We start from the raw sequence: 20,273 nt of genomic DNA on the forward strand, positions 1-20,273 counted from the left end.
GACAATTTTCTCAAAGTGAACCTTTTAGTAATGGCTAAGAAATAACATCCGATTATCAGTATTCAAAACCCTTTAAATCATAGGGATTTTGTCCTTGAAGATAGGTCGCTATTTCTAAGCTAAACAAATTAATCACGAGGTTTTATGAGACTTTCTATGATTTCACTATATATTGTCTGTGAATGCTTCTTCCAGTTCCTGCAAATATCTCTTGCATCGCTTTTTGTTCCCACTGATATTTCTAAATCTATAAGGCTAAAGTTATCTTCACGAACCTGACAGGTTACAGTAAATTCATTTTCGCTTTCAGGAGTAAAGTCTGCTTTTATAAGCGTTTCATTTCGTATATTTTTACGCATATCATTTATACTATTATTAATAAGTGCCATAGTGCCTTTAGGTATGTGATTTGTAAAATACTCTAAAGTTTGCTTTCCTGAAGGTGTTATGGAGTAATATGTTTTATTGTTTTTAATTTCTGAGGACACATATTTTAGACTACATAATTCATCTAGGAGTTGTTGAAATATAAAGTAGTTCATGACCTTATTCTCCATAATCAGTTTGGTTATTTGAAGATTGTTTACAGGCATATCTGCTTTATCAATTATATAAAGAAGAATTAGTTTATTTTCAGCAAGTTCCCTATTGCTACCAATGTTCATATATTTTCTCCTTTCAAAGCTACTAAAAAAATATTTATAATATAAAATCAATTTCCCATTGAATATTTACAAAGTGTATTATAACATATACTAAACACAGCCACAATTAAAGTTGTATATATATTAAATGTGAAGAACAATAAGGTTTAAGACGTCCATTGCAAATACTACTTTAAATATGGTATTATGTCTTTAGTTAATTCATGTCATATAATTAGAGAAGAAGAGATTCTGTATGTGCAATATGTATCAAAGTTTGTCCTAAAGGTTTAAATTGTATTTGAATTATTATAAATATATAGATATAATTATTTTTGAGAAATTTATTTAAAGTAAAAAGATAATAAAAGTTTTTTATAAAGTGTTTTTTTGAATTTACTATATAATAAGGAGAAATGAAAATGACCACAGTATTTAAAGCAAAAAAAATAAAGTTTATATTACTTAGTATGTTATTAGCAGTAACATTATCAGCATGTGTAAACAGTGAGGGTGGAGAAAATTATGTAAAAGACGGAGAAACAGATTTACAGGAAAATAATGAAACCACGCCAGCCCCTACACCAGAACCAACACCGGAACCTACGCCAGAGCCTACTCCAATCAACCTTGAAGAGATTAAACCTAATGAAGCAGGTAGAATAATGATTGTAATGTTTCATAATTTTGTAGAAACATTTACTTCTACAAGTTATGATGATGGAGCTTATACTACTACTTTTGAAGAGTTTGAAAAACTTCTTCATGAACTTTATGAAAGAGATTATAGATTAATTAGTATGAATGACTATTTAAATAACGATATTTCAGTTCCAGCAGGTTATATACCAATGGTATTTACTTTTGATGATGGTACCAGTGGTCAGTTTAACCTTGTAGAAGAAGATGGACAACTTGTGGCAAACAGTCAATCAGCAGTAGGTATAATTGAGGAGTTTAATGAGACTTATCCTGACTTTGGAGTAGAAGGAACGTTTTATTTAAATTTGGGAAATAATACTTTTGAAGGTGAGGGTACATTAGAACAAAGACTTGAGTACTTGGTAGACAGAGGTTTTGAAATAGGTAATCATGGCTATACACATGCAAACTTGCAAAATTTAAACAGTGCTGAGGAAATACAAAGAGAAATTGGTAAAAACCAAAAAAAGGTATCTGAGTTGGTTCCTGGATATAAACTAACAAGTTTTTCATTGCCTTTTGGAATTTGGCCAAAAGAAGATTTAAGACAGTATGTGTATAATGGAGTTTATGATAATGTTGAATATGAAAACAAAGGAATATTAGAGGTAGGATGGTCTCCAGCTCTTTCGCCTGTTAGTAAAAATTTTGATGCTTCTTCTATTCAAAGAGTGAGAGCATCAGGGATTAATCCAGTAGAAGCAGATTTAGAGTGGTGGTTAGACAATTTTTCAAGAGCGGAGCAGTATGTAAGTGATGGAAACCCAAATACTGTGACAGTACCTGAAAATTTAGTCCAGAATGTAGATAGAGATAGTCTTGAGGATAAAGAGCTTATAACCTACTAAAGTTATTAGTATGTTTATAAAATCATATAAAAAGTCGCGGGGAACCATAGGGTTCCCTTGACCATGTTAAAGCGTAAAGTTTCTTTCTTAAGCTTGATGATATAAGGAAAAGTTTTAGTGAACTCGTTTAGCTAAAGCTAAACATCGAGGCTTCAGTAGATAGGTGCATAGCATTCGTGGAAATGAACTCTAAATGCATGGGAGAAACATTAGTTTTTGGAAGATACTTCTCTACATTTATTATATACACTTATTTTTCTTATATTTGCATTAAAAGAGGAAATGTATTATAATTATAAGCATATACTGTTTTAGAGAAGCAGTTTGTTTTTTTGTGATTTTTTTAAATTTAAAGACTTATGGCTAAGTGCTATAAGATATTTTTATAATTTTATAAGATATTTTTTGGTTATTTAGGTGGAATGATTATACATTCTGCCTTAAATATATGTGACATGTAAAATATAATTATTATAGTAGGGAGAGTGTTTTTTGATGGCAAGAGTTAGTTCTAATGCAAGTTCTGAAAAAGGAAAGAGAAAAGTTCAAACAGATGCAGACGCAAAAAGAAAAGCTGTCAAATTAGTTATTTCTCATTTGAAGAAAAAGGTATCCAAAGATTTTATGGGATCAGAGCATATTCATAAGTGGATTGAAGAAATGGAAGAATTATTAAAGAAGCCAGAATTTGAATTTATTGAATATGTTCAAATGAGAAAAGATTTAAACGATGTTATTGAAAGGACTCTTGACGAAGAAATGAGATTTAAGTTGAGAGATTCCTGGTATAGTTTAGGCAGAGCATTAGATAAGAAAGCAAAAAAACAGTAGTTGGGAAGTTTTTCTCTCAAGTAAATCCTTTGAAAATTTATGTAGAAAATATTATACAATACCTAGGAAATGATATATTATATTTTTATAAAAAAATATTGTGAGGTAATGACTTATGGTATTGAAAAAAGGTTTTTCAGGTTCTTACAAGAGACTTGTGAAGAGGATGAAAAGAGATTTACTAAAGAGCTTGGGGGAAAAAGGAGTTAGAATCTCAAACATTAATGTAGCATTAGGGAAAGATAAATTAAAACTAAAAGTATCTATGAGAGAGTGAAAGATTTTATATTTAAGAGGAAGTTTTTAAAAGCTTCCTCTTAAATATGTTTTACTTTAAGTTTCTTATTGGTTTTCTAATCTAGATAAGAATTCATACCCATTTTTAATTGAAGCTAAGACGCTTTTTTTAGAAGGTCCGCCTGTAAGATTCCTTTCAGATACACAATTTGCTAGGCTAATCTCTTTATATATGTCATCCTCTATTAATTGAGAAAAATCTTTTAATTCACTCATAGTAAGCTCATCTATAGATTTTTCATTTTTAGTGCAGTAAAGAACCATTTTTCCAATAATTTCATGGGCATTTCTAAATGGAACTCCCTTTTTTACAAGGTAGTCAGCTATGTCTGTAGCATTTGTGAAACCACCCTGAGCTGCTTTAAACATGTTTTCTTTTTTTACATTCATTGTGTCAAGCATTTGTGTAAATACAGGGAGACACATTTTAACTGTGTCAATAGCATCAAATGTAGCTTCTTTATCTTCCTGCATGTCTTTATTATATGCTAAAGGAAGAGATTTCATAACAGTAAGCAGTGTTATCAAGCTTCCATAAACTCTTCCACTTTTTCCCCTGACTAATTCTGCTACGTCAGGATTCTTTTTTTGAGGCATTATGCTGCTTCCTGTACTGTAAGCATCATCTAGTTCTATAAAATTAAATTCATGGGATGACCACAGTATTATTTCTTCACAAAATCTGCTAAGGTGCATCATTATAATTGAAAGACAAGACGAGAGCTCAATTATAAAATCTCTGTCACTAACAGCATCAAGACTATTTTCAGTAATTTCAGTAAAGCCTAAATCATTTGCCACCATCAACCTGTCAAGTGGATAAGTTGTAGATGCAAGTGCACCAGATCCTAATGGCATAATATTTAATCTTTTATAACAATCATCAAGTCTTTCTATGTCCCTTTTGAACATTTGAAAATAAGCCATTGTGTGATGAGCAAAAGTTATAGGTTGTGCTCTTTGCAGGTGAGTGTATCCAGGTAAGATAGTATCTAAGTTTTTGTCTGCAATCTGGAGTAGCACCCTTTCTAATGAAGACAGCATTTTTTTAATGGTTATCACTTCATCTTTAATGTACATTCTAATATCAAGAGCAACCTGATCATTACGACTTCGACCAGTATGAAGCTTTTTTCCAATGTCTCCAATTCTGGATATAAGGATTTTTTCTATGTTCATGTGAATATCTTCTGCATCAACTTCAAATTCAATATCACCATTTTCGATATCATCCAAAATTTCTTTTAAATTTTTTTGAATAAGTAAAGCATCTTCCTTTGGAATAATATTGCATGACCCCAACATTTTAGCATGTGCAATACTTCCTAAAATGTCCTGCCTGTACATTTTGCTGTCAAATCTAATGGATGAATTAAAATCATCCACTTTTTTGTCAGTTCCTTTTTCAAATCTTCCACCCCAAAGTTTCATTTTATCACCCTATTTTTTATTATTTTTTTCTTTTACAAGAGCATTAACCGTCATAGGAAGACCGAAAAGATTAATAAAACCTTCTGCATCTTTTTGGTTATAAATTTCATCTCTTCCAAAGGTTGAAAGCTCTTCGCTGTAAAGAGAATAATCAGATTTTGTTCCTGCACTCATTATGTTTCCTTTATAAAGCTTTAACTTGACAGTTCCAGTTACTGTTTTTTGAGTAACATCTACAAATGCTGATAAAGCTTCTCTAAGAGGTGTATACCATTGACCATAGTAAACAAGCTCAGAGAACTTTTGAGAAATTATATCTTTGTAATGAAGAGTTTCTCTGTCAAGACATAAAAGGTCAAGATCTCTGTGTGCAGCGTATAAAATTGCACCCCCCGGTGTTTCATAAACACCTCTTGACTTCATTCCTACAAGTCTGTTTTCTACAATGTCTACAATACCTATCCCATTTTCTCCACCAATTTTATTTAAAACATTTAGCAGTTCAACAGGTCCATACTCGACACCATTAACTTTTTTTGGTATACCTTCTTCAAAGTATATTTCTACATAAGTTGCTTTATCGGGAGCTTTTTCCGGTGGCACCATCAATTTTAGTAAATCATTGTACTGAGGTTCATTCCATGGATCTTCTAGGTCAGAACCTTCATGACTTAAGTGCCATATATTTCTATCCCTGCTGTAGTTATCTTTTTTTGATACTGGTATAGGAATATTTCTTTTTTGTGCATATTCAATGGCGTCTTCCCTTGATTTTATATCCCATATTCTCCAAGGAGCAATAATTTTAAGATTAGGATTTAGAGCTTTTACTGTAAGCTCAAATCTAACCTGATCGTTACCTTTGCCTGTAGCTCCATGTGCAATGGCGGTGGCACCTTCTTTTTCTGCTATTTCAACCATTCTTTTAGCTATTACAGGTCTTGCAAAAGCAGTTCCTAAAAGATATTTGCCTTCATAAACTGCACCAGCTTTTAAAGTAGGGAAAACAAAGTCAGTAACAAATTCTTCATTTAAGTCCTCTATATATATCTTGCTTGCACCAGTGTTAATTGCTTTTTCGTTTAATGAATCTAATTCTTCACCTTGTCCCACATCAGCAGCCATAGCAATTACTTCATAATCATAATTTTCCTTTAACCATGGTATAATAATTGATGTATCCAATCCGCCTGAATAGGCTAAAATCACTTTTTCTTTTTTACTCATACAAATACCTCCTTAAATATGTTAGAATATATTTTAGTATAATTAAATACTGATATACTATTCTATTTTAAAAAAATTGACTATAATAGTACAATTTTTGCTAATAATATAGTCTGAAATCTATATTATTAATAAAAAAATAATACAATGAGATATATTATACAATAATGTGCATAAATATGCAATCAGGTATGTTGGTTTTTGGTGTATATATTTTCATTCACTTTAATAAAATACACCTTAATTTATTATTTAAAGTAGTTTGATTGCTGTGTTGTGTTAGGGTATAATTATAACAGGAGATGAAAAAATTAATGGTGATAATGGGTATTGACCCTGGAATTGCGATAATTGGATATGGAATGGTCAGTTATAAAGGAAATAAATTTACACCTATGGACTATGGTGCTATTAAAACTGATAGTTCAATGAATCTTTCACAAAGATTGTTGGTTCTTTATAATAGACTAGAAGAAATAATTGAAAAGTATAAACCTGATGTTGTTTCTATTGAAGAACTTTTTTTCAATAAAAATATAAAGACAGCTCTAACAGTTGGACATGGCAGAGGAGTAGCGGTACTTGCAGCAGCAAGAGCAGATGTTGAGGTGTTTGAATACACCCCCCTTCAAGTAAAACAATCGGTAGTGGGTTATGGAAGAGCGGAAAAAGCACAGGTGCAGCAAATGATAAAAATAATTTTAAATCTTAAAAAGATACCCAGACCCGATGATGTAGCAGATGCTTTGGCGGTAGCTGTTTGCCATGGGAATTCATGCAAGATGATAAATTTAGGTAGATAGGTAATTTGCGTTGGCAGGGAGGATTTTAATGTACGCATATATAAGGGGAAACCTTGAATACAAACACAATAGTTATGTAGTTATAGAAGCAAATGGTGTAGGGTATAAAATTACTACTGCTCTATCAACCATTGAAAATTTAGGCTCTGTAGGTGAAGAAGTGAAGGTTTATACCCATCTTTATGTCAGAGAAGATATTATGGCACTTTATGGTTTTAGCACAAGAGAAGAATTGGGGATGTTTGAACTTTTAATAACAGTATCGGGAGTTGGTCCAAAGGCAGCTACTTCTGTATTATCTTCAGTTTCTCCGTCAAAATTTGGTCTTGCTGTGATTACAGATGATATAAAAACGCTTACAAAGGCACAGGGAATAGGCAAAAAAATGGCACAGAGAATAGTGCTGGAATTAAAAGATAAAATAAACAAGGAACAACTAGAGCCAGAGTCTATCAGTCAAAAAGAAATTAGCAATGCAGGCAGGGAAAATTCGAGAAAATCTGAAGCAGTAAGTGCTTTAATGGTATTGGGATACACATCTTCAGAGGCTGAAAAAGCAGTTTTATCAGTTTATACTGAAGATATGGATTTAGAATTAGTTATAAAAAATGCTTTAAAAGGTTTGGGAAAAAAGTAAAACTCCATCTCATAGAAAGTGGAGTCTTAGAATAAGATAAATTTGGAGGTAGAAAACAAGATGGAGGACAGGCTTGTTGATTGTAAATTAAATGAAGAGGATGTTGAAGAGGCAAATCTTAGGCCTAGAAAACTTGATGAATATATAGGACAAAGTAAGGTGAAGGAAAACCTTATTGTATTTATTGAAGCTGCAAAAAAGAGAAATGAAGCATTAGATCACGTACTTTTATATGGACCACCAGGTTTGGGAAAAACCACCCTTGCAAGTATAATTGCATCTGAGCTTGGAGTTAATATACGTATTACATCAGGACCTGCTATTGAAAAGCCAGGAGACTTAGCAGCTATACTTACCAATTTAGGAGATTATGATGTTCTATTTATCGATGAGATTCATAGGCTAAATAGAAGTGTAGAAGAAATATTATATCCTGCTATGGAAGATTATGCTCTTGATATAATTATTGGAAAAGGCCCAAGTGCTCGTTCTATAAGGCTTGATCTTCCCAAATTTACATTAATAGGTGCAACTACAAGAGCAGGACTTCTTACTTCTCCTTTGCGTGACAGATTTGGAGTTATAAGCAAGCTAGATATGTATAATGCTGAGGAACTTGAGCTTATAGTTCGTAGATCTTCAAACATTTTAAATGCAGGTATAGATGAAAAAGCTTCCTACGAAATAGCAAAGCGTTCAAGGGGGACTCCTAGAATTGCAAATAGAATTTTAAAAAGGGTAAGAGATTTTGCTCAGGTAAAAGCAGATGGTTTTATTACGGAAGAAATTGCACGAACCAGTCTTGACGCTTTAGGAGTTGACAAAATAGGCTTAGATGAAGTAGATAGAAATTTATTGATGAGTATAATAGACAAATTTGCAGGTGGACCTGTAGGGCTTGATACTTTAGCAGCAACAATAGGAGAAGAGGCTGATACTATAGAAGATGTTTATGAACCCTTTCTTATGCAAAAGGGATTTGTAAACAAAACACAAAGAGGTAGGATGGCGACAAAATTAGCATATGAACATTTTGGATTAAGGTATGAATAGATAATGCCAACTGGTTTAGCTAAAGCTAAACATCGAGGCTTCAGGTGAAGACTCAACTTCACCTTATAGAAGGTGGGGATTAGAATAAAATACTTAGAGAACTCTAAACAAAACAGATGATGCATATTAATGGAAACAGCATTTCAACACTTGTCATATAAGACTTTTGAGTTGAAAGTTTACAAAAAAACAAACTTTTTAAAAAGAATATTATAAAACTTTTAAAAAAAAATAAAAAAATTTCATAAAAACGCTAGCTTTTTTATGAAATAATATATATTATTATATATAAAGGACATAATATTTTTATTAACATAAAAATAGGGTGATTTTCGTGAACGAAATGCAAAGCATAGGAAAAGTAATAATAACTTTAGGAATAGTGCTATTACTTTTAGGGGTTATATTGTATTTCGGAGGCAAGATAGGAATTGGAAAAATTCCGGGAGATTTTGTATACAAGAAAGGCAACTTTGTTTTATATTTCCCGTTGGCAACTAGCATACTTCTAAGTGTAATTCTGACATTAATTTTTGCTCTTTTTAAAATTAGAAAATAGTGATATAATGAAAGTAAAGATATAATAAAAGTACAGAAAAAAATACAATAATGTTATTTGGATAATTAATGCAAAATTATTGATTTTTTTTCATAATTGTGTTAATGTATAATTGGAAGATTAGAAGTAAACGACGTAACAAGTAGTTTATTATGTGTAAGGGAGTTAATGATGTATGTTGTTTCCATTTTTGAAAAACAATTATCTCAGTATTGATGTAGGCTTTCGAAATATCAAAGTTGTAGAAGTTGCAGTAAACAGAAATAATGAAGTTTTTATTAAAAACTTTGGTATTGCACCTACACCAATTAATTGCATTAAAAACGGCGTGATTAGGAACGTAGATGCTGTATCAAGCGAGATAAGCAGGATAATAAGAGAAAACAAAATGAAAGTCAAAAAATCTAAAATTGTTATGTCTGGAACAAGCATAATATCCAGAGTTTTTCTTGTTGAAAAAATTAAGGGGAAAGATTTTGATGATGTTGTATCAGACACTATTGCCGACCAAATGCCTATTAACCCAAATGAGCACAAAATAGACTACAAGGTATTACAGGAGCTTAACGATAACGGCAAAGAGAAGGTGAAAATCTTTGTAACTGCTGTAAGGAAAAACATAATAAACAGTTACATAGACGTATTATTCGAATTAGGTTTAAAGCCAATTTCTGTTGACATTCCAGCTAACAGTACTGCAAAGTTCTTTAACAGGGACATAAAGGTTAATATAGACAATATTAAATTTATGAATCCAAACAGTAAACAGCTTAATAAAGATGCTTTTGCAGTTATAGACTTTGGCTCTGAAACTACAATAATAAACATATTGAGAAATAAGATTTTAGAGTTTAACAAAGTAATACTTACTGGTAGTGCAAATATGGATGAGACAATTGCAAAAAATGCCTTTAAATCAATAATTGAAGCAGAAAGATTGAAAAAAACATATGGAGTGACCCCACCACCTCCACATACTACGGATGAAGAACATATAAGAGTATATAAGGCTTTAAAAGAAATGGTTGACAAACTTTTAAATCAAATATTTATGTGTTTGACTTTTTATGAAGCTAGATGTTATGGAGTAAAAGTAGGTAAGATTTTTATAATTGGTGGAGGTTCAATGCTCAAAGGGATGAGTGAATATATGGAACAGGTATTACAAATACCTGTATATACGGTAGGATTATTGGATATAGATGGTATAGACATTAATAAAAATCTAAACGGAGAAAAATTGAATTTCTTAGTTAATGCTGTTGGTATAACGCTATAGTTAAATGCTATTTTTACATAGTAGATTATAATTAATAATTATTGGAAAGCCTGATTTAATTGGGCTTTTTTTGTTTAGCATAAATACCAACGTGTTACAATTCTTTTACAATTATATTAAAAACAAGATTTATTACAGGAAAAAATAAAATTTCGTCGAAGTATGTAAGTAGGGTAAAGTGATTAGTATTTCAAAAAACATTTTACCAAAATTTAATTACAAAAGATAATGATCAGGAGGTCAGCTTCATGACTAAAAAAGTATTATTTGTTTATTTAATGAGCATAATTTTAGTTTTAACTCCTTTGGGGACTTTTGCGAATAGTTTAACATTAACTTATGACGGAGAAGTACATAAGTATACTGGGAACATATACAGTTTGAAGGTCAATAACGAACTGGTGGATTCTGACATACCTCCAATAATAATTAATGACAGATCATTAGTTCCTGTAAGAGCAATATTTGAGAGTCTTGGAGCAGATGTTTACTGGGATGGGGAAGAGCAAAAAGTTTTAGTTTCATACAGGGGAATGGATGTTGAACTAACTATAGACAGCTACTTTGCCAGCGTTAACGGCAGTGATAGAGAAATGGAAGTGCCTGCTAAGATAATCAATGACAGGACGATGGTTCCATTGCGTTTTGTAGGAGAACAATTGAACATGAATGTTGGATTTGATGGTGATAAAGGCGAAATTTCAATAGACAGCTATGACTTTTCAAACCTTGCAAGTTTAGAAAATGTTGATTATATAAAAGACGATGATCAATGCAGTGTAGTTATGTCTTTAGATAAAAGCATGGACTATAGAATTCAAAGAGTTTCAGACCCTGAAAGAATTATAGTTGATTTCCCCAACACTAAGATTGGGAGTGAAAAACCAAGTATAAGACCAGAAGATAGTCATTTAATAGAGTTAATACGTTTTGGGCAGTTTGATGTTGGAACGGCTAGAGTGGTTTTGGATATAAAAGATGATTCTCAATATTCTGTAGTAGAAAATGGAAGGAACATAGTATTAAATGTTAGTTTGTCTGAGAGCAAGCATTCAGTTGGAAAGGATAACGATGGTAAGGAGCTGAATATACTACATGCAAGTGAACCTGATTATGAGTTGGTATTGATACCTATAGAAGATTATAAAGGTTATAAAGATTTTATCTTAGAAGATCCTGATAGAATTGTAATAGACATACCACATGCTATTGCAGCTGATACTCTTGGAACAACAGACATAAATAGTTCTTTTGTAAATTCTATAAGATGTGGTATGCCGGAAGAAAATGTTGGGAGAGTTGTTATAGACACAAATGAACAACCTTACTATAAAATTATAGAAGATGAAGGACAGCTTGCAGTATTTATATCAGATATGCCTGTTATAGATGAGCCTAATGTAGAAATTTTATCTGCTACAAGGGGAAATCATGATAGAGAAGATGAACAGTTGAAAAATTTATTAAGTGTTAACTATTTTGAGAAAGATGATTATGAGGAAGTTGAATTAAATGTAAACCAGTATAGAAATTACAGTATTACTAAAGATATTAAAAATAACAGGATTGTTGTTGAAATCCCAGATGCTTTAGCACCTGTAAGAGAGCAAGTGATTGATGTAAAAAGTGATTTAATTGAAGATATAAGTTATATATCTTACAACGATAAAACTGCCAGAGCTTTTATTAATCTTAATGGTTTTTCTAGTTATACGGTAAGTGAAGAAACAGGCAGACTTGTTTTGAGGATTATAGAAATGGATGAAGAGCAATTAGATAGTGAAGAAGATACAGAAATTATAGAAGAAGAAATAGAAGAACAAATAGAAGAAGAGTTTTTAGAAGAAGAAAGCATGTGGGAGTTTGACGAAGATGATGACTCCTATTTGAGAAATCAAATGAGTTTGATTTATGAAAGAAATCAAGATTTTAATAAGGTTATGATAGGATTTTCTCAAGGATATGAAGATTATAATATATCAAGGTTATCAAATCCTGATAGAATTGTAGTTGATGTACCGAATGCATATGCAGCCGAAGAAGAAAATACAATTAGGGTTAACAGTAATCACATAAATGATATAAGGTATGCACAATTTGAAGAGAGAATTGCAAGAGCTGTTATTGAAGTTCCTACAGGAGCTAAATATCATGTAGAAGAGTTAAATACAAGATTAGATATATATGTCACCGGGGTGGATTTTAAAAATGTAGCCTACTATGGCGATATGGATAGAGTTCACTTTATATTACAGAATGCTATGCTTACAGAAGGTGGGAGAGATTTAAAGAAACATTATACAGGAGAATATGATTTAGATGGCAAAAGATATACTATAACTTTTCCAAGTCATTTAGCTGATTTAGATACAGGAACCATGTTTATAAATGACGGTATTGTTGACAACATTAAAATAAGGAAAGATGCTTCTAAAAATCAAACAAGTATAGAGTTTAATACTAAGGAAAAATATAATTATGAAATAATCTATAGATCAAGGGTTGGCAATACAGCTGTAAATTTATTAAAGCCCCCTTCGAAAGAGGACAGGCTGGTTATTATAGATCCTGGACATGGAGGTGCGGATCCTGGAGCTGTACATGGAGGGCTGACAGAAGAAGAACTAAACATGGACATGGCAATAAGATTAAATAAACTCTTAAAAGAGCAGGGCGTTAAAACCTTTATGCTAAGAGAAGACAACAGATATGTTGGTCTATATGAAAGAGCTTATATTGCAAATACTCTTGATGCGGCATTGTTTTTAAGTATTCACAATAATGCTTTTCATTCTAGACATAAAGGAACTGAAACCTTATATTTTCCACCACGTTCAGGTGATACAAGCTTTAATGGTAAAAGGTTTGCAGAAATTGTTCAGCACCATGTTGTAAATACTTTGAATACAAATGATAGAGGAATTATTGAAAGACCAAACCTTGTAGTTCTTAGAGCCACAGCTATGCCAGCTGCATTAGCTGAAATAGCTTTTATGACAAATCCTGAGGACTTGGCAAGACTTAGAACTGATGAATTCAGACAGCAATCAGCAGAGGCTCTTTGTAAAGCGATTTTGCAGGCACTAGAAGAGTTGGAATAATAAGCGTAAGTGAACTCGTTTAGCTAAATCTAAACATCGAGGCTTCAGGTGGAGAAACAACTCCACCTGAAGATTTATAAGAGCAACTCCACCTTTTTAGTATACTTAAGTCTCATTTTTTACTTTTAAAGGTTTTCATTTTTTCAATTGAGGTGATATTATTGCTTAGAAATAATAGTGGATATGCATTAGTTTATGTATTATTAATTCTTTTTGTATTTTCTATTTTAAGCATTTCGCTTCTTTTGATAGAAGCAAATTCTACTAAAGATATGGTCTTTCAAAGGGAAGAGAAGCAAGCATATAACTTAGCTTGGACAGGTGCCTCAACTGTTGGGCAGTATCTTATTGATAATCCTGACAGCATAAATAATCTTTTAAATAAAACATCGGATAAACATTATATGGAGAGTGGATATTTTTATGTTAATGTAACAAGAGACACAAATTATATTTATGTTAAATCCAATGGATATGCTGGCAAATCAATAAATTCAGTTACGTTAACTCTTTGTGAAGTAGATACAGAAGATTTTATAATAACAGAATATGCCATTGTGTCTCCTGATATAAAAATTGTAAGTAACTCTAAAGTTGAAGGGATTGCAGCTGTTACTGAGGACGGGAGAATATCTGTCTCTGACAATGCTACTGTTACTGATGTTAAGCATATTGATAAATATAACATATATGAATTACCAATGTTCCCCTCATTCTCATCTATTCCTTTAGATCCTGATATTACAAGTAATGCTTCTATAACAGGTAGTTATGCCTGCAATAAAATATCTTTAAAAGACGCCACGCTTTATATAGAAGGTGATGCAGATATTTTCTTAAAAGAGTTAAAATTAGAAGAAGGAGGCAAAATAGTTGTTTCAAAATCAAGTAAAGTTAATTTTTATGTTTCTGAAAAAATAGATATAAATGGAAGTAGTCTAAATAAAGCAAAAGTTGGTAGTAGAGATAATATTGGACATATAACTATTTATTACAAAGGCAGTGAAAACGTTGTTTTTTCTGATGTTGACTTGTTTTCTTCTCTTTACATTGAAAGTAATAATTTAAATTACATGTATTATAAAATGGATTTAACAATAGGTAATAATTCAAAAATTTACGGCAATATTTTGTGTTCAACTCCTACAAATATAAGAATGGAAAATGGTGCATTTATGAAGGGTATATTTTGGTCACCGAATTCCGATACCTATATAACAGGTAACAATACTATATTACAGGGTTTTGTAATAGCAAAAGATGTAACTATTCATAACAGAGCTAGATTAGTATATGATGATAGCATATTTGGAGAAGATGAACTAATATCTAATATAAAAGAGGGTTATACAATTCATAGATGGAAATGAGGGGTGATATTTAATGATTCTTAAAAAAATATCAGGCATTACACTTGTGGAAAATATTGTAGCTATTTCAATTTTAAGCATTTTAGTAGTTGCATTTTCTTTTGTATTTAATAACTCCATTAAAAATATATCTTCTGCTGGTGAGGAAGTGAATTATTATTACCAGCTGCAAAAAGAAATAGAAGAAACTATTGCATATGAAAAAACAGAAGGGACAGATTCAATGGAAATATTTTTTGATGAGTATAAAATACAGGTTAATGGTAAATACATTATTCTTGACGAAAACATGGAAATATTTACACCCAATAAGTGAACTCGTTTAGATAAATATAAATATCTAGGCTTCAGCTGAAGTTTTAGAACAAGATGAAAAATTTAATACTTGAAATGAGGAATTTCTTATGATTAAAAAGAAGAATCAAAAAGGTGTAACATTAGTCGAAGTAATGGTTGCTCTAGCGGTTAGTAGTTTAATAATAGTTGCTGCATTTAATTTTTTTTGGTCAGGTACAAAATCTTATCATTTAGGTATTAATAAAGCAAGTATTCAAAATGAGGTCAATCTTGCAGCATATATATTATCTAATGAAATAAAATACGCAGAAGAAATATATTTAATCGAATCAGTTCCTCAAAACCCTGATGAGTATTACTATTTATTTTTAGAAAAAGATGAAAAAAGTGAAATATATTATTTAGCTTTTTTGTCGCCAGAAAAAGGACTGGAAAAAAAGACAGATGCTATTTTTGATTTATCAGAAGCTCACTTTGAAATAATTGATAAACTAGAAGGGGGATATCTACTTGAGTTCAATTTAAAAGCTTTTAAAATTGATTATAATTTAAATTCAAAGGTTGCATTACCAAATATTAAAGAAGCTAACGAAACATCAAATAAAGTTTTAAAGTTTAAAAAACCTTAAAGTGAATTCGCTTAGCTAAAGCCAAATATCAAGGCGTAAGGTGGAGACTCAACTCCACCTGAAGAGTTATCAAAATACATCTTATATTTTATGATTGTTTTAAAAAAGCAAATTTTGCAATTAGGGAATCCTTTTCTGAGATGTGATTAATAAGCCACTTATAAACATCATTATATAAAAGAATTATAAATTTACGAGAAAAGCCTTCATCATTCAACATTTTTTTCATTGCATTGCAATTATCTATAAAAGTAGCATGTTCTTGGCGCTGATATTCGTACCCTTCAAAAGCAATTTTTCTCATAAAATCCTCTTCTTCTTTAAAATGAAAATCTGCATACTCAATTAAAAAATCGAGAACTTCTAGTATAATACTTTCTTCATCTTCCTTACCGTATGCTTCGCGAATAGAAGATAATGCATAATATAATTGCTGGTGTTGGTCGTCCATAAATTCAATTCCTGTTTTATACAGAGATAGATTCCAATTAACTGGCATTAATATCACCCTTTTATTAAGATTATTTGATGTACTATTTTTAAATAAGGAATACTAAAAAACGATAAGTGCCGATAAAAACAAATAAGATTTTATAACATAATTATACTTTAACATAATTTAATCTTTAATGCAAATTAAGTGAACTCGTTTAGCTAAAGCTAAACATCGGGGATTCAGGTGGGGTCTTAGAACAAGATAAATCTGATAGGGGCATGTTAGTTAAGTGAATGAAAGGTTATAAAAGAAATATTGTGGATTATCTAAAATATTTCTTTAAGAAAATTTTTTTTATTCCGATAATATATAATGAAGTCAAAAGATTTTTCCTAGTTATATTGAATTTAACATATATTTAGAAGGCGGGGGGAATAATGAATAATCCTAATGTAAGGCTTTTAGGCGATTTATTGTTAGATTTAGGATGGATTACAGCAGAACAATTAAATATTGCAATTAAACTAAATAAAACTAGCGGTAGAAGAATTGATGAGATATTAATAAAAGAAGGTTTTATATCTCAGGATGAAATAATAAAAGTATTAGAGTTTAAACTTGGTATACCTTCTGTAAAAGTTGAAGAATACGGAGTTGAACAAGAAGCTTGTGCCATAATTCCTGAGTCGTTAGCTAGAAGATATGTTCTAATACCTTTAAAAATATATAATAACGTTTTAACAGTTGCTATGAGCGACCCTGTTAATGTTTATGCTATTGATGATTTAAGAATTATTTCTAGAATGGAAATCCAACCTGTTATTTCTACAAGTCAGGAAATAAAAAGTGCTATATCTAAATATTATAGTAATGAAAAAGCTATTAAAGCTGTTCAAGATTATTTAAACGAAAAAAAAATAGGCTCTAAAGAAAGCAGTGAAGATGATAATGAATCTATAGACTCTGTTGATAGTGCTCCGATTGTAAAACTTGTGAATACAATATTAGAACAAGCTGTTAGGAAAAATGCAAGTGACATACACATAGAACCCTTTGATAAAAACATAAAAGTTAGATATCGTATAGATGGCAGACTTAAAGAGTCAATGACTATAAAAACTGAGATTATGCAATCTCTACTGTCTAGAATAAAAATTTTAGGAAATATGAACATTTCTGAAAAAAGATTACCTCAGGATGGAAGAATAAGTGCTAAAGTTGATGGAATTAGTTATGACTTTAGAGTGTCTACAATCCCAATTATCCATGGAGAAAAAATAGTACTGCGCATAACAGATAAAAAATCTTTAATTATGCATAAAAGTCAATTAGGATTTAGAAATGAAGATTTGAAAAAATATGACGAAATTTTACAAAATCCTCATGGTTTAATCTTAGTAACAGGTTCTACAGGAAGTGGAAAGACAACTACTTTATACAGTGCAATAAAAGAGTTAAATGAATCAGATGTAAATATTGTATCTATAGAAGATCCTATAGAAACTACAATTGATGGTGTTTCTCAAATTCAAACTAATGTAAAAATAGGGTTGGATTTTGCGTCAGGGCTAAAGTCAGTTTTAAGACAAGATCCTGATATTATAGTAGTTGGGGAAATGCGTGATGCTGAAACTGCTGAAATAGCTACTAGAGCAGCTATAACAGGACACTTGGTTCTGAGCACAATTCATACAAATGATGCTCCAAGTACAGTTGTTAGGTTGATTGACATGGGAATAGAACCTTTTCTTGTAGCATCATCTATAGTTGGGGTAATATCTCAACGACTTGTAAGAAAAATATGTGGACACTGCAAATTTAAATATACTCCTTCACCAGAAGAGCTTGAGATTTTAAATCTTTCTAAAAGTTTAAAGCTAAATCTTTATAAAGGTGAAGGCTGTGCGGCTTGTTTGGGAACTGGATATAAAGGAAGAATTGGTGTATATGAAATAATGAAAATTACCAAGCACCACAAGCATTTAATTTCAAATAATTGTGATGAAGATGAATTGAGAAATTATTCTATTGAAAATGGTATGAAAACAATAAGAGACAATGCAATAGAACTTGTTGTCGAAGGAGTAACAACAATAGATGAATTAAAGAGAGCCTCTTTTTTGAATGAGTAAAATTAAAGATTATAATAGAAGTGAACTCGTTTAGCTAAAGCTAAACATCAAGACTTCAGGTGGAATTTTAGAATAAGATCAAAAATTATGAAATAAAACGTGGTGAGGTGCTTTAAAATGGGTGTTTACAAATACATGGCTAAATCTCAAACAGGTGAAGTAATAAAAGGGAACTTTGAAGCTGAGAGCAAAAAAAAATTAACTGATATATTGCATGAGAAAAATTTACTAATATTAGATATTAAAGAATTTAGGTTTCCGAACAAAAATAAGTTTAAGAAAAAAAGAGTAAGCTATAAAGATCTAGCTGTTTTTTGTAGACAGTTTCACACTATGTACAATTCTGGAATCAACATATTAGATTGTATGTTTATTTTAAAAAATCAAGTTTCTTCTTTAAGATTTTCTAGTGCTATAGAAAAAATTATCCAAAGCATTAGAAAGGGTAATTCCCTTAAAGAATCAATGGAAGAACATAAAGATATATTTCCTAATATTTTAATTTCTATGATCGATGTTGGTGAAACTGGAGGTAATCTTAGCTCTTCACTTGAAAGAATGGCTGTTTATTTTGAAAAAGAAAATAAAATACGCCAAAAAATTAAAACAGCAATGGCATACCCTTTTTTAATAAGCTTCATTACGTTTGCTGTTGTGATATTTTTAATGCTTTTTGTAATACCAATGTTTGTAGAAATGTATTCAGATACAGAAGCTATTCTCCCATTCCCAACACGTATATTGGTATATTTTTCAAAGAATATGATTGAAATTATAACATATTTTATCATATTTTTATTAAGCATTTTTGTTTTAATTAAACATTTTAAATCTACCTCTAAAGGTAAGATATTTATTGATAATTTTTTTTTAAAAGTACCTTTTCTGAACTTATATATAAAAAAGATTTTTTCTTTTAGATTTAGTAGAACACTTAGTGAACTACTTTATGCCAATGTTTCATTGGTAGAATCATTAAAGCTATGTTCTAATATATTAAACAATTCAGTTTTTTCAAACAAGATAAATAGAGTAGTTGAAAGTATAAGCTTAGGTTCGACACTTGCAGGTCCCCTTGAAACAATGAACTTATTTCCTTCAATGGTTATAAAAATGATAAAGACAGGTGAGGAATCAGGAACTTTAGATTCTATGCTTTTAAAAGTTTCACAGTACCATGATGAAGAACTTGATTCGGCTATAACAAGGTTAATTGCTTTTGTAGAACCTTTAATGATAGCAGTAATTGCTCTTATAGTTGGATTTATAGTAATTGGAATGGTTCTTCCTATATTTACAAGTTATCAACATATAGTGTAATACTATTTTATAAGAGGAGATAATGTTATGTTTAAAAACAGATGTCTAGTAATAGAATTTGGAAACAGCAATATTAAAATTGTTTGTGGAATTTATAAAAGAAAAAAACTAATAATATATGAATATTCAATTATTCCAACACCAGAAAACGCATTTCAAAATGGGGAAATTTCAAATGAGGAGGCAATTTATAGTGTTTTAAAAGAAGAAATACAAAGAAAAAAAATGAAGGCAAACAAAGTAATTTTTCTTGTCTCAAGTAGCAATGTAATAACCAGAGAAATTCAACTTCCAAAATCAACTGAAAAAGAAGTTGAGATGATTTTAAAAAATGAAGCACAGCAATTTTTTCCAGTTAATTTAAAGGAGTATGTATATGATTATAGAGTTTTAGAATACATTTCAAACAATACAGGTGAGTTTACAAATGTACTTTTAGTTGCGGTGCCTGTGAGTATTGGAGAGAAATTCATTTCTCTTGCTAAAAGTCTTAATATAAAATTAGAAGCTATTGATGTTCCAGTAAACTCTATTTTGAATATAGTATCAAATATTGAAAAAAATGATTTAATTAATATAAAAGCTGATATATATAATCAAAATTTTACATTTATTGAATTAAATAAAGATACAATTAATGTATGCATTTTTTCAAAAAATAAACTTAAAAATACAAG

19 protein-coding genes are annotated in these 20,273 nt (G+C 30.6%); 15 read left to right on the top strand and 4 right to left on the bottom strand.

Annotation, left to right across the window (positions count from 1 at the left end):
• Positions 1-128: 128 nt before the first annotated feature.
• A complete protein-coding gene (locus RBH29_RS15410; RefSeq protein ID WP_306697848.1) occupies positions 129-665 on the bottom strand; it encodes a DUF4364 family protein in 537 nt (178 codons plus the stop codon).
• A 401-nt stretch (positions 666-1,066) separates the two neighbouring features.
• Between RBH29_RS15410 and RBH29_RS15415 the strand changes: the two genes are divergently transcribed.
• The 3 genes from RBH29_RS15415 to RBH29_RS15425 all read left to right on the top strand — a co-directional run bounded on the left by RBH29_RS15415 (position 1,067) and on the right by RBH29_RS15425 (position 3,302).
• Complete coding sequence (locus RBH29_RS15415) at positions 1,067-2,194, top strand: polysaccharide deacetylase family protein (protein ID WP_306697850.1); 1,128 nt, start codon at positions 1,067-1,069, stop codon at positions 2,192-2,194.
• A 495-nt stretch (positions 2,195-2,689) separates the two neighbouring features.
• Positions 2,690-3,025 (top strand): hypothetical protein, encoded by a 336-nt coding sequence (locus tag RBH29_RS15420; protein WP_306697851.1) that lies wholly within the window; start codon positions 2,690-2,692, stop codon positions 3,023-3,025.
• A 115-nt stretch (positions 3,026-3,140) separates the two neighbouring features.
• Entirely contained in the window at positions 3,141-3,302 is a 162-nt protein-coding gene (locus RBH29_RS15425; RefSeq protein WP_306697853.1) for a hypothetical protein, read from the top strand.
• Positions 3,303-3,367: 65 nt separating this feature from the next.
• On the opposite strand, the gene argH is transcribed toward RBH29_RS15425, so the two are convergent.
• Both argH and RBH29_RS15435 read right to left on the bottom strand, forming a co-directional pair.
• Complete coding sequence (argH, locus tag RBH29_RS15430; RefSeq protein WP_306697855.1) at positions 3,368-4,753, bottom strand: argininosuccinate lyase; 1,386 nt, start codon at positions 4,751-4,753, stop codon at positions 3,368-3,370.
• 9 nt (positions 4,754-4,762) lie between these two features.
• A complete protein-coding gene (locus tag RBH29_RS15435; RefSeq protein ID WP_306697858.1) occupies positions 4,763-5,980 on the bottom strand; it encodes an argininosuccinate synthase in 1,218 nt (405 codons plus the stop codon).
• A gap of 314 nt (positions 5,981-6,294) precedes the next feature.
• Between RBH29_RS15435 and ruvC the strand changes: the two genes are divergently transcribed.
• The 9 genes from ruvC to RBH29_RS15480 all read left to right on the top strand — a co-directional run bounded on the left by ruvC (position 6,295) and on the right by RBH29_RS15480 (position 15,708).
• Positions 6,295-6,783, top strand: a complete 489-nt coding sequence (ruvC, locus tag RBH29_RS15440; protein WP_306697860.1) for a crossover junction endodeoxyribonuclease RuvC — start codon at positions 6,295-6,297, stop codon at positions 6,781-6,783.
• 28 nt (positions 6,784-6,811) lie between these two features.
• Positions 6,812-7,420 (top strand): Holliday junction branch migration protein RuvA, encoded by a 609-nt coding sequence (gene ruvA / locus RBH29_RS15445; RefSeq protein ID WP_306697862.1) that lies wholly within the window; start codon positions 6,812-6,814, stop codon positions 7,418-7,420.
• Between the two features lie 60 nt (positions 7,421-7,480).
• Entirely contained in the window at positions 7,481-8,473 is a 993-nt protein-coding gene (gene ruvB, locus RBH29_RS15450; protein ID WP_306697864.1) for a Holliday junction branch migration DNA helicase RuvB, read from the top strand.
• 343 nt (positions 8,474-8,816) lie between these two features.
• On the top strand, positions 8,817-9,032 hold the full coding sequence (locus RBH29_RS15455) for a DUF2905 domain-containing protein (protein WP_306697877.1): 216 nt from the start codon (positions 8,817-8,819) through the stop codon (positions 9,030-9,032).
• 175 nt (positions 9,033-9,207) lie between these two features.
• On the top strand, positions 9,208-10,311 hold the full coding sequence (gene pilM / locus RBH29_RS15460) for a pilus assembly protein PilM (RefSeq protein ID WP_306697865.1): 1,104 nt from the start codon (positions 9,208-9,210) through the stop codon (positions 10,309-10,311).
• A gap of 248 nt (positions 10,312-10,559) precedes the next feature.
• Positions 10,560-13,412: an N-acetylmuramoyl-L-alanine amidase gene (locus RBH29_RS15465; RefSeq protein WP_306697866.1), complete on the top strand. Its 2,853-nt coding sequence runs from the start codon at positions 10,560-10,562 to the stop codon at positions 13,410-13,412.
• Positions 13,413-13,573: 161 nt separating this feature from the next.
• Positions 13,574-14,782, top strand: coding sequence for a hypothetical protein (locus RBH29_RS15470; RefSeq protein ID WP_306697867.1), 1,209 nt, complete (start codon positions 13,574-13,576; stop codon positions 14,780-14,782).
• A gap of 13 nt (positions 14,783-14,795) precedes the next feature.
• Positions 14,796-15,098 carry a type IV pilus modification PilV family protein gene (locus RBH29_RS15475; protein WP_306697869.1) on the top strand — a complete coding sequence of 101 codons (303 nt, stop codon included), beginning with the start codon at positions 14,796-14,798 and terminating at the stop codon, positions 15,096-15,098.
• 88 nt (positions 15,099-15,186) lie between these two features.
• Positions 15,187-15,708, top strand: a complete 522-nt coding sequence (locus RBH29_RS15480; protein WP_306697871.1) for a PilW family protein — start codon at positions 15,187-15,189, stop codon at positions 15,706-15,708.
• An 88-nt stretch (positions 15,709-15,796) separates the two neighbouring features.
• Here the strand turns inward: RBH29_RS15480 and RBH29_RS15485 are convergent, their stop codons facing one another.
• Positions 15,797-16,207 (bottom strand): bacteriohemerythrin, encoded by a 411-nt coding sequence (locus tag RBH29_RS15485; RefSeq protein ID WP_306697872.1) that lies wholly within the window; start codon positions 16,205-16,207, stop codon positions 15,797-15,799.
• A gap of 374 nt (positions 16,208-16,581) precedes the next feature.
• Here RBH29_RS15485 and RBH29_RS15490 point away from each other — a divergent pair, with 374 nt between their 5' ends.
• The 3 genes from RBH29_RS15490 to pilM (RBH29_RS15500) all read left to right on the top strand — a co-directional run.
• Positions 16,582-18,276 (top strand): GspE/PulE family protein, encoded by a 1,695-nt coding sequence (locus RBH29_RS15490; RefSeq protein ID WP_306697873.1) that lies wholly within the window; start codon positions 16,582-16,584, stop codon positions 18,274-18,276.
• A 117-nt stretch (positions 18,277-18,393) separates the two neighbouring features.
• Positions 18,394-19,596 (top strand): type II secretion system F family protein, encoded by a 1,203-nt coding sequence (locus RBH29_RS15495; RefSeq protein ID WP_306697875.1) that lies wholly within the window; start codon positions 18,394-18,396, stop codon positions 19,594-19,596.
• Between the two features lie 27 nt (positions 19,597-19,623).
• A partial coding sequence (gene pilM, locus RBH29_RS15500; protein ID WP_306697876.1) for a type IV pilus biogenesis protein PilM occupies positions 19,624-20,273 on the top strand: 650 nt, incomplete at its 3' end.

Source organism: Herbivorax alkaliphila (genome assembly GCF_030848475.1).
GTDB lineage: Bacteria > Bacillota > Clostridia > Acetivibrionales > Acetivibrionaceae > Herbivorax.

Excerpts from the sequence above, each read along its gene's own strand:
- RBH29_RS15410 (WP_306697848.1), bottom strand. The coding sequence starts at position 665 with ATGAACATTGGTAGCAATAGGGAACTTGCTGAAAATAAACTAATTCTT.
- RBH29_RS15415 (WP_306697850.1), top strand. The coding sequence starts at position 1,067 with ATGACCACAGTATTTAAAGCAAAAAAAATAAAGTTTATATTACTTAGT.
- RBH29_RS15420 (WP_306697851.1), top strand. The coding sequence starts at position 2,690 with ATGGCAAGAGTTAGTTCTAATGCAAGTTCTGAAAAAGGAAAGAGAAAA.
- RBH29_RS15425 (WP_306697853.1), top strand. The coding sequence starts at position 3,141 with ATGGTATTGAAAAAAGGTTTTTCAGGTTCTTACAAGAGACTTGTGAAG.
- argH (WP_306697855.1), bottom strand. The coding sequence starts at position 4,753 with ATGAAACTTTGGGGTGGAAGATTTGAAAAAGGAACTGACAAAAAAGTG.
- RBH29_RS15435 (WP_306697858.1), bottom strand. The coding sequence starts at position 5,980 with ATGAGTAAAAAAGAAAAAGTGATTTTAGCCTATTCAGGCGGATTGGAT.
- ruvC (WP_306697860.1), top strand. The coding sequence starts at position 6,295 with ATGGTGATAATGGGTATTGACCCTGGAATTGCGATAATTGGATATGGA.
- ruvA (WP_306697862.1), top strand. The coding sequence starts at position 6,812 with ATGTACGCATATATAAGGGGAAACCTTGAATACAAACACAATAGTTAT.
- ruvB (WP_306697864.1), top strand. The coding sequence starts at position 7,481 with ATGGAGGACAGGCTTGTTGATTGTAAATTAAATGAAGAGGATGTTGAA.
- RBH29_RS15455 (WP_306697877.1), top strand. The coding sequence starts at position 8,817 with ATGCAAAGCATAGGAAAAGTAATAATAACTTTAGGAATAGTGCTATTA.
- pilM (WP_306697865.1), top strand. The coding sequence starts at position 9,208 with ATGTTGTTTCCATTTTTGAAAAACAATTATCTCAGTATTGATGTAGGC.
- RBH29_RS15465 (WP_306697866.1), top strand. The coding sequence starts at position 10,560 with ATGACTAAAAAAGTATTATTTGTTTATTTAATGAGCATAATTTTAGTT.
- RBH29_RS15475 (WP_306697869.1), top strand. The coding sequence starts at position 14,796 with ATGATTCTTAAAAAAATATCAGGCATTACACTTGTGGAAAATATTGTA.
- RBH29_RS15480 (WP_306697871.1), top strand. The coding sequence starts at position 15,187 with ATGATTAAAAAGAAGAATCAAAAAGGTGTAACATTAGTCGAAGTAATG.
- RBH29_RS15485 (WP_306697872.1), bottom strand. The coding sequence starts at position 16,207 with ATGCCAGTTAATTGGAATCTATCTCTGTATAAAACAGGAATTGAATTT.
- RBH29_RS15490 (WP_306697873.1), top strand. The coding sequence starts at position 16,582 with ATGAATAATCCTAATGTAAGGCTTTTAGGCGATTTATTGTTAGATTTA.
- RBH29_RS15495 (WP_306697875.1), top strand. The coding sequence starts at position 18,394 with ATGGGTGTTTACAAATACATGGCTAAATCTCAAACAGGTGAAGTAATA.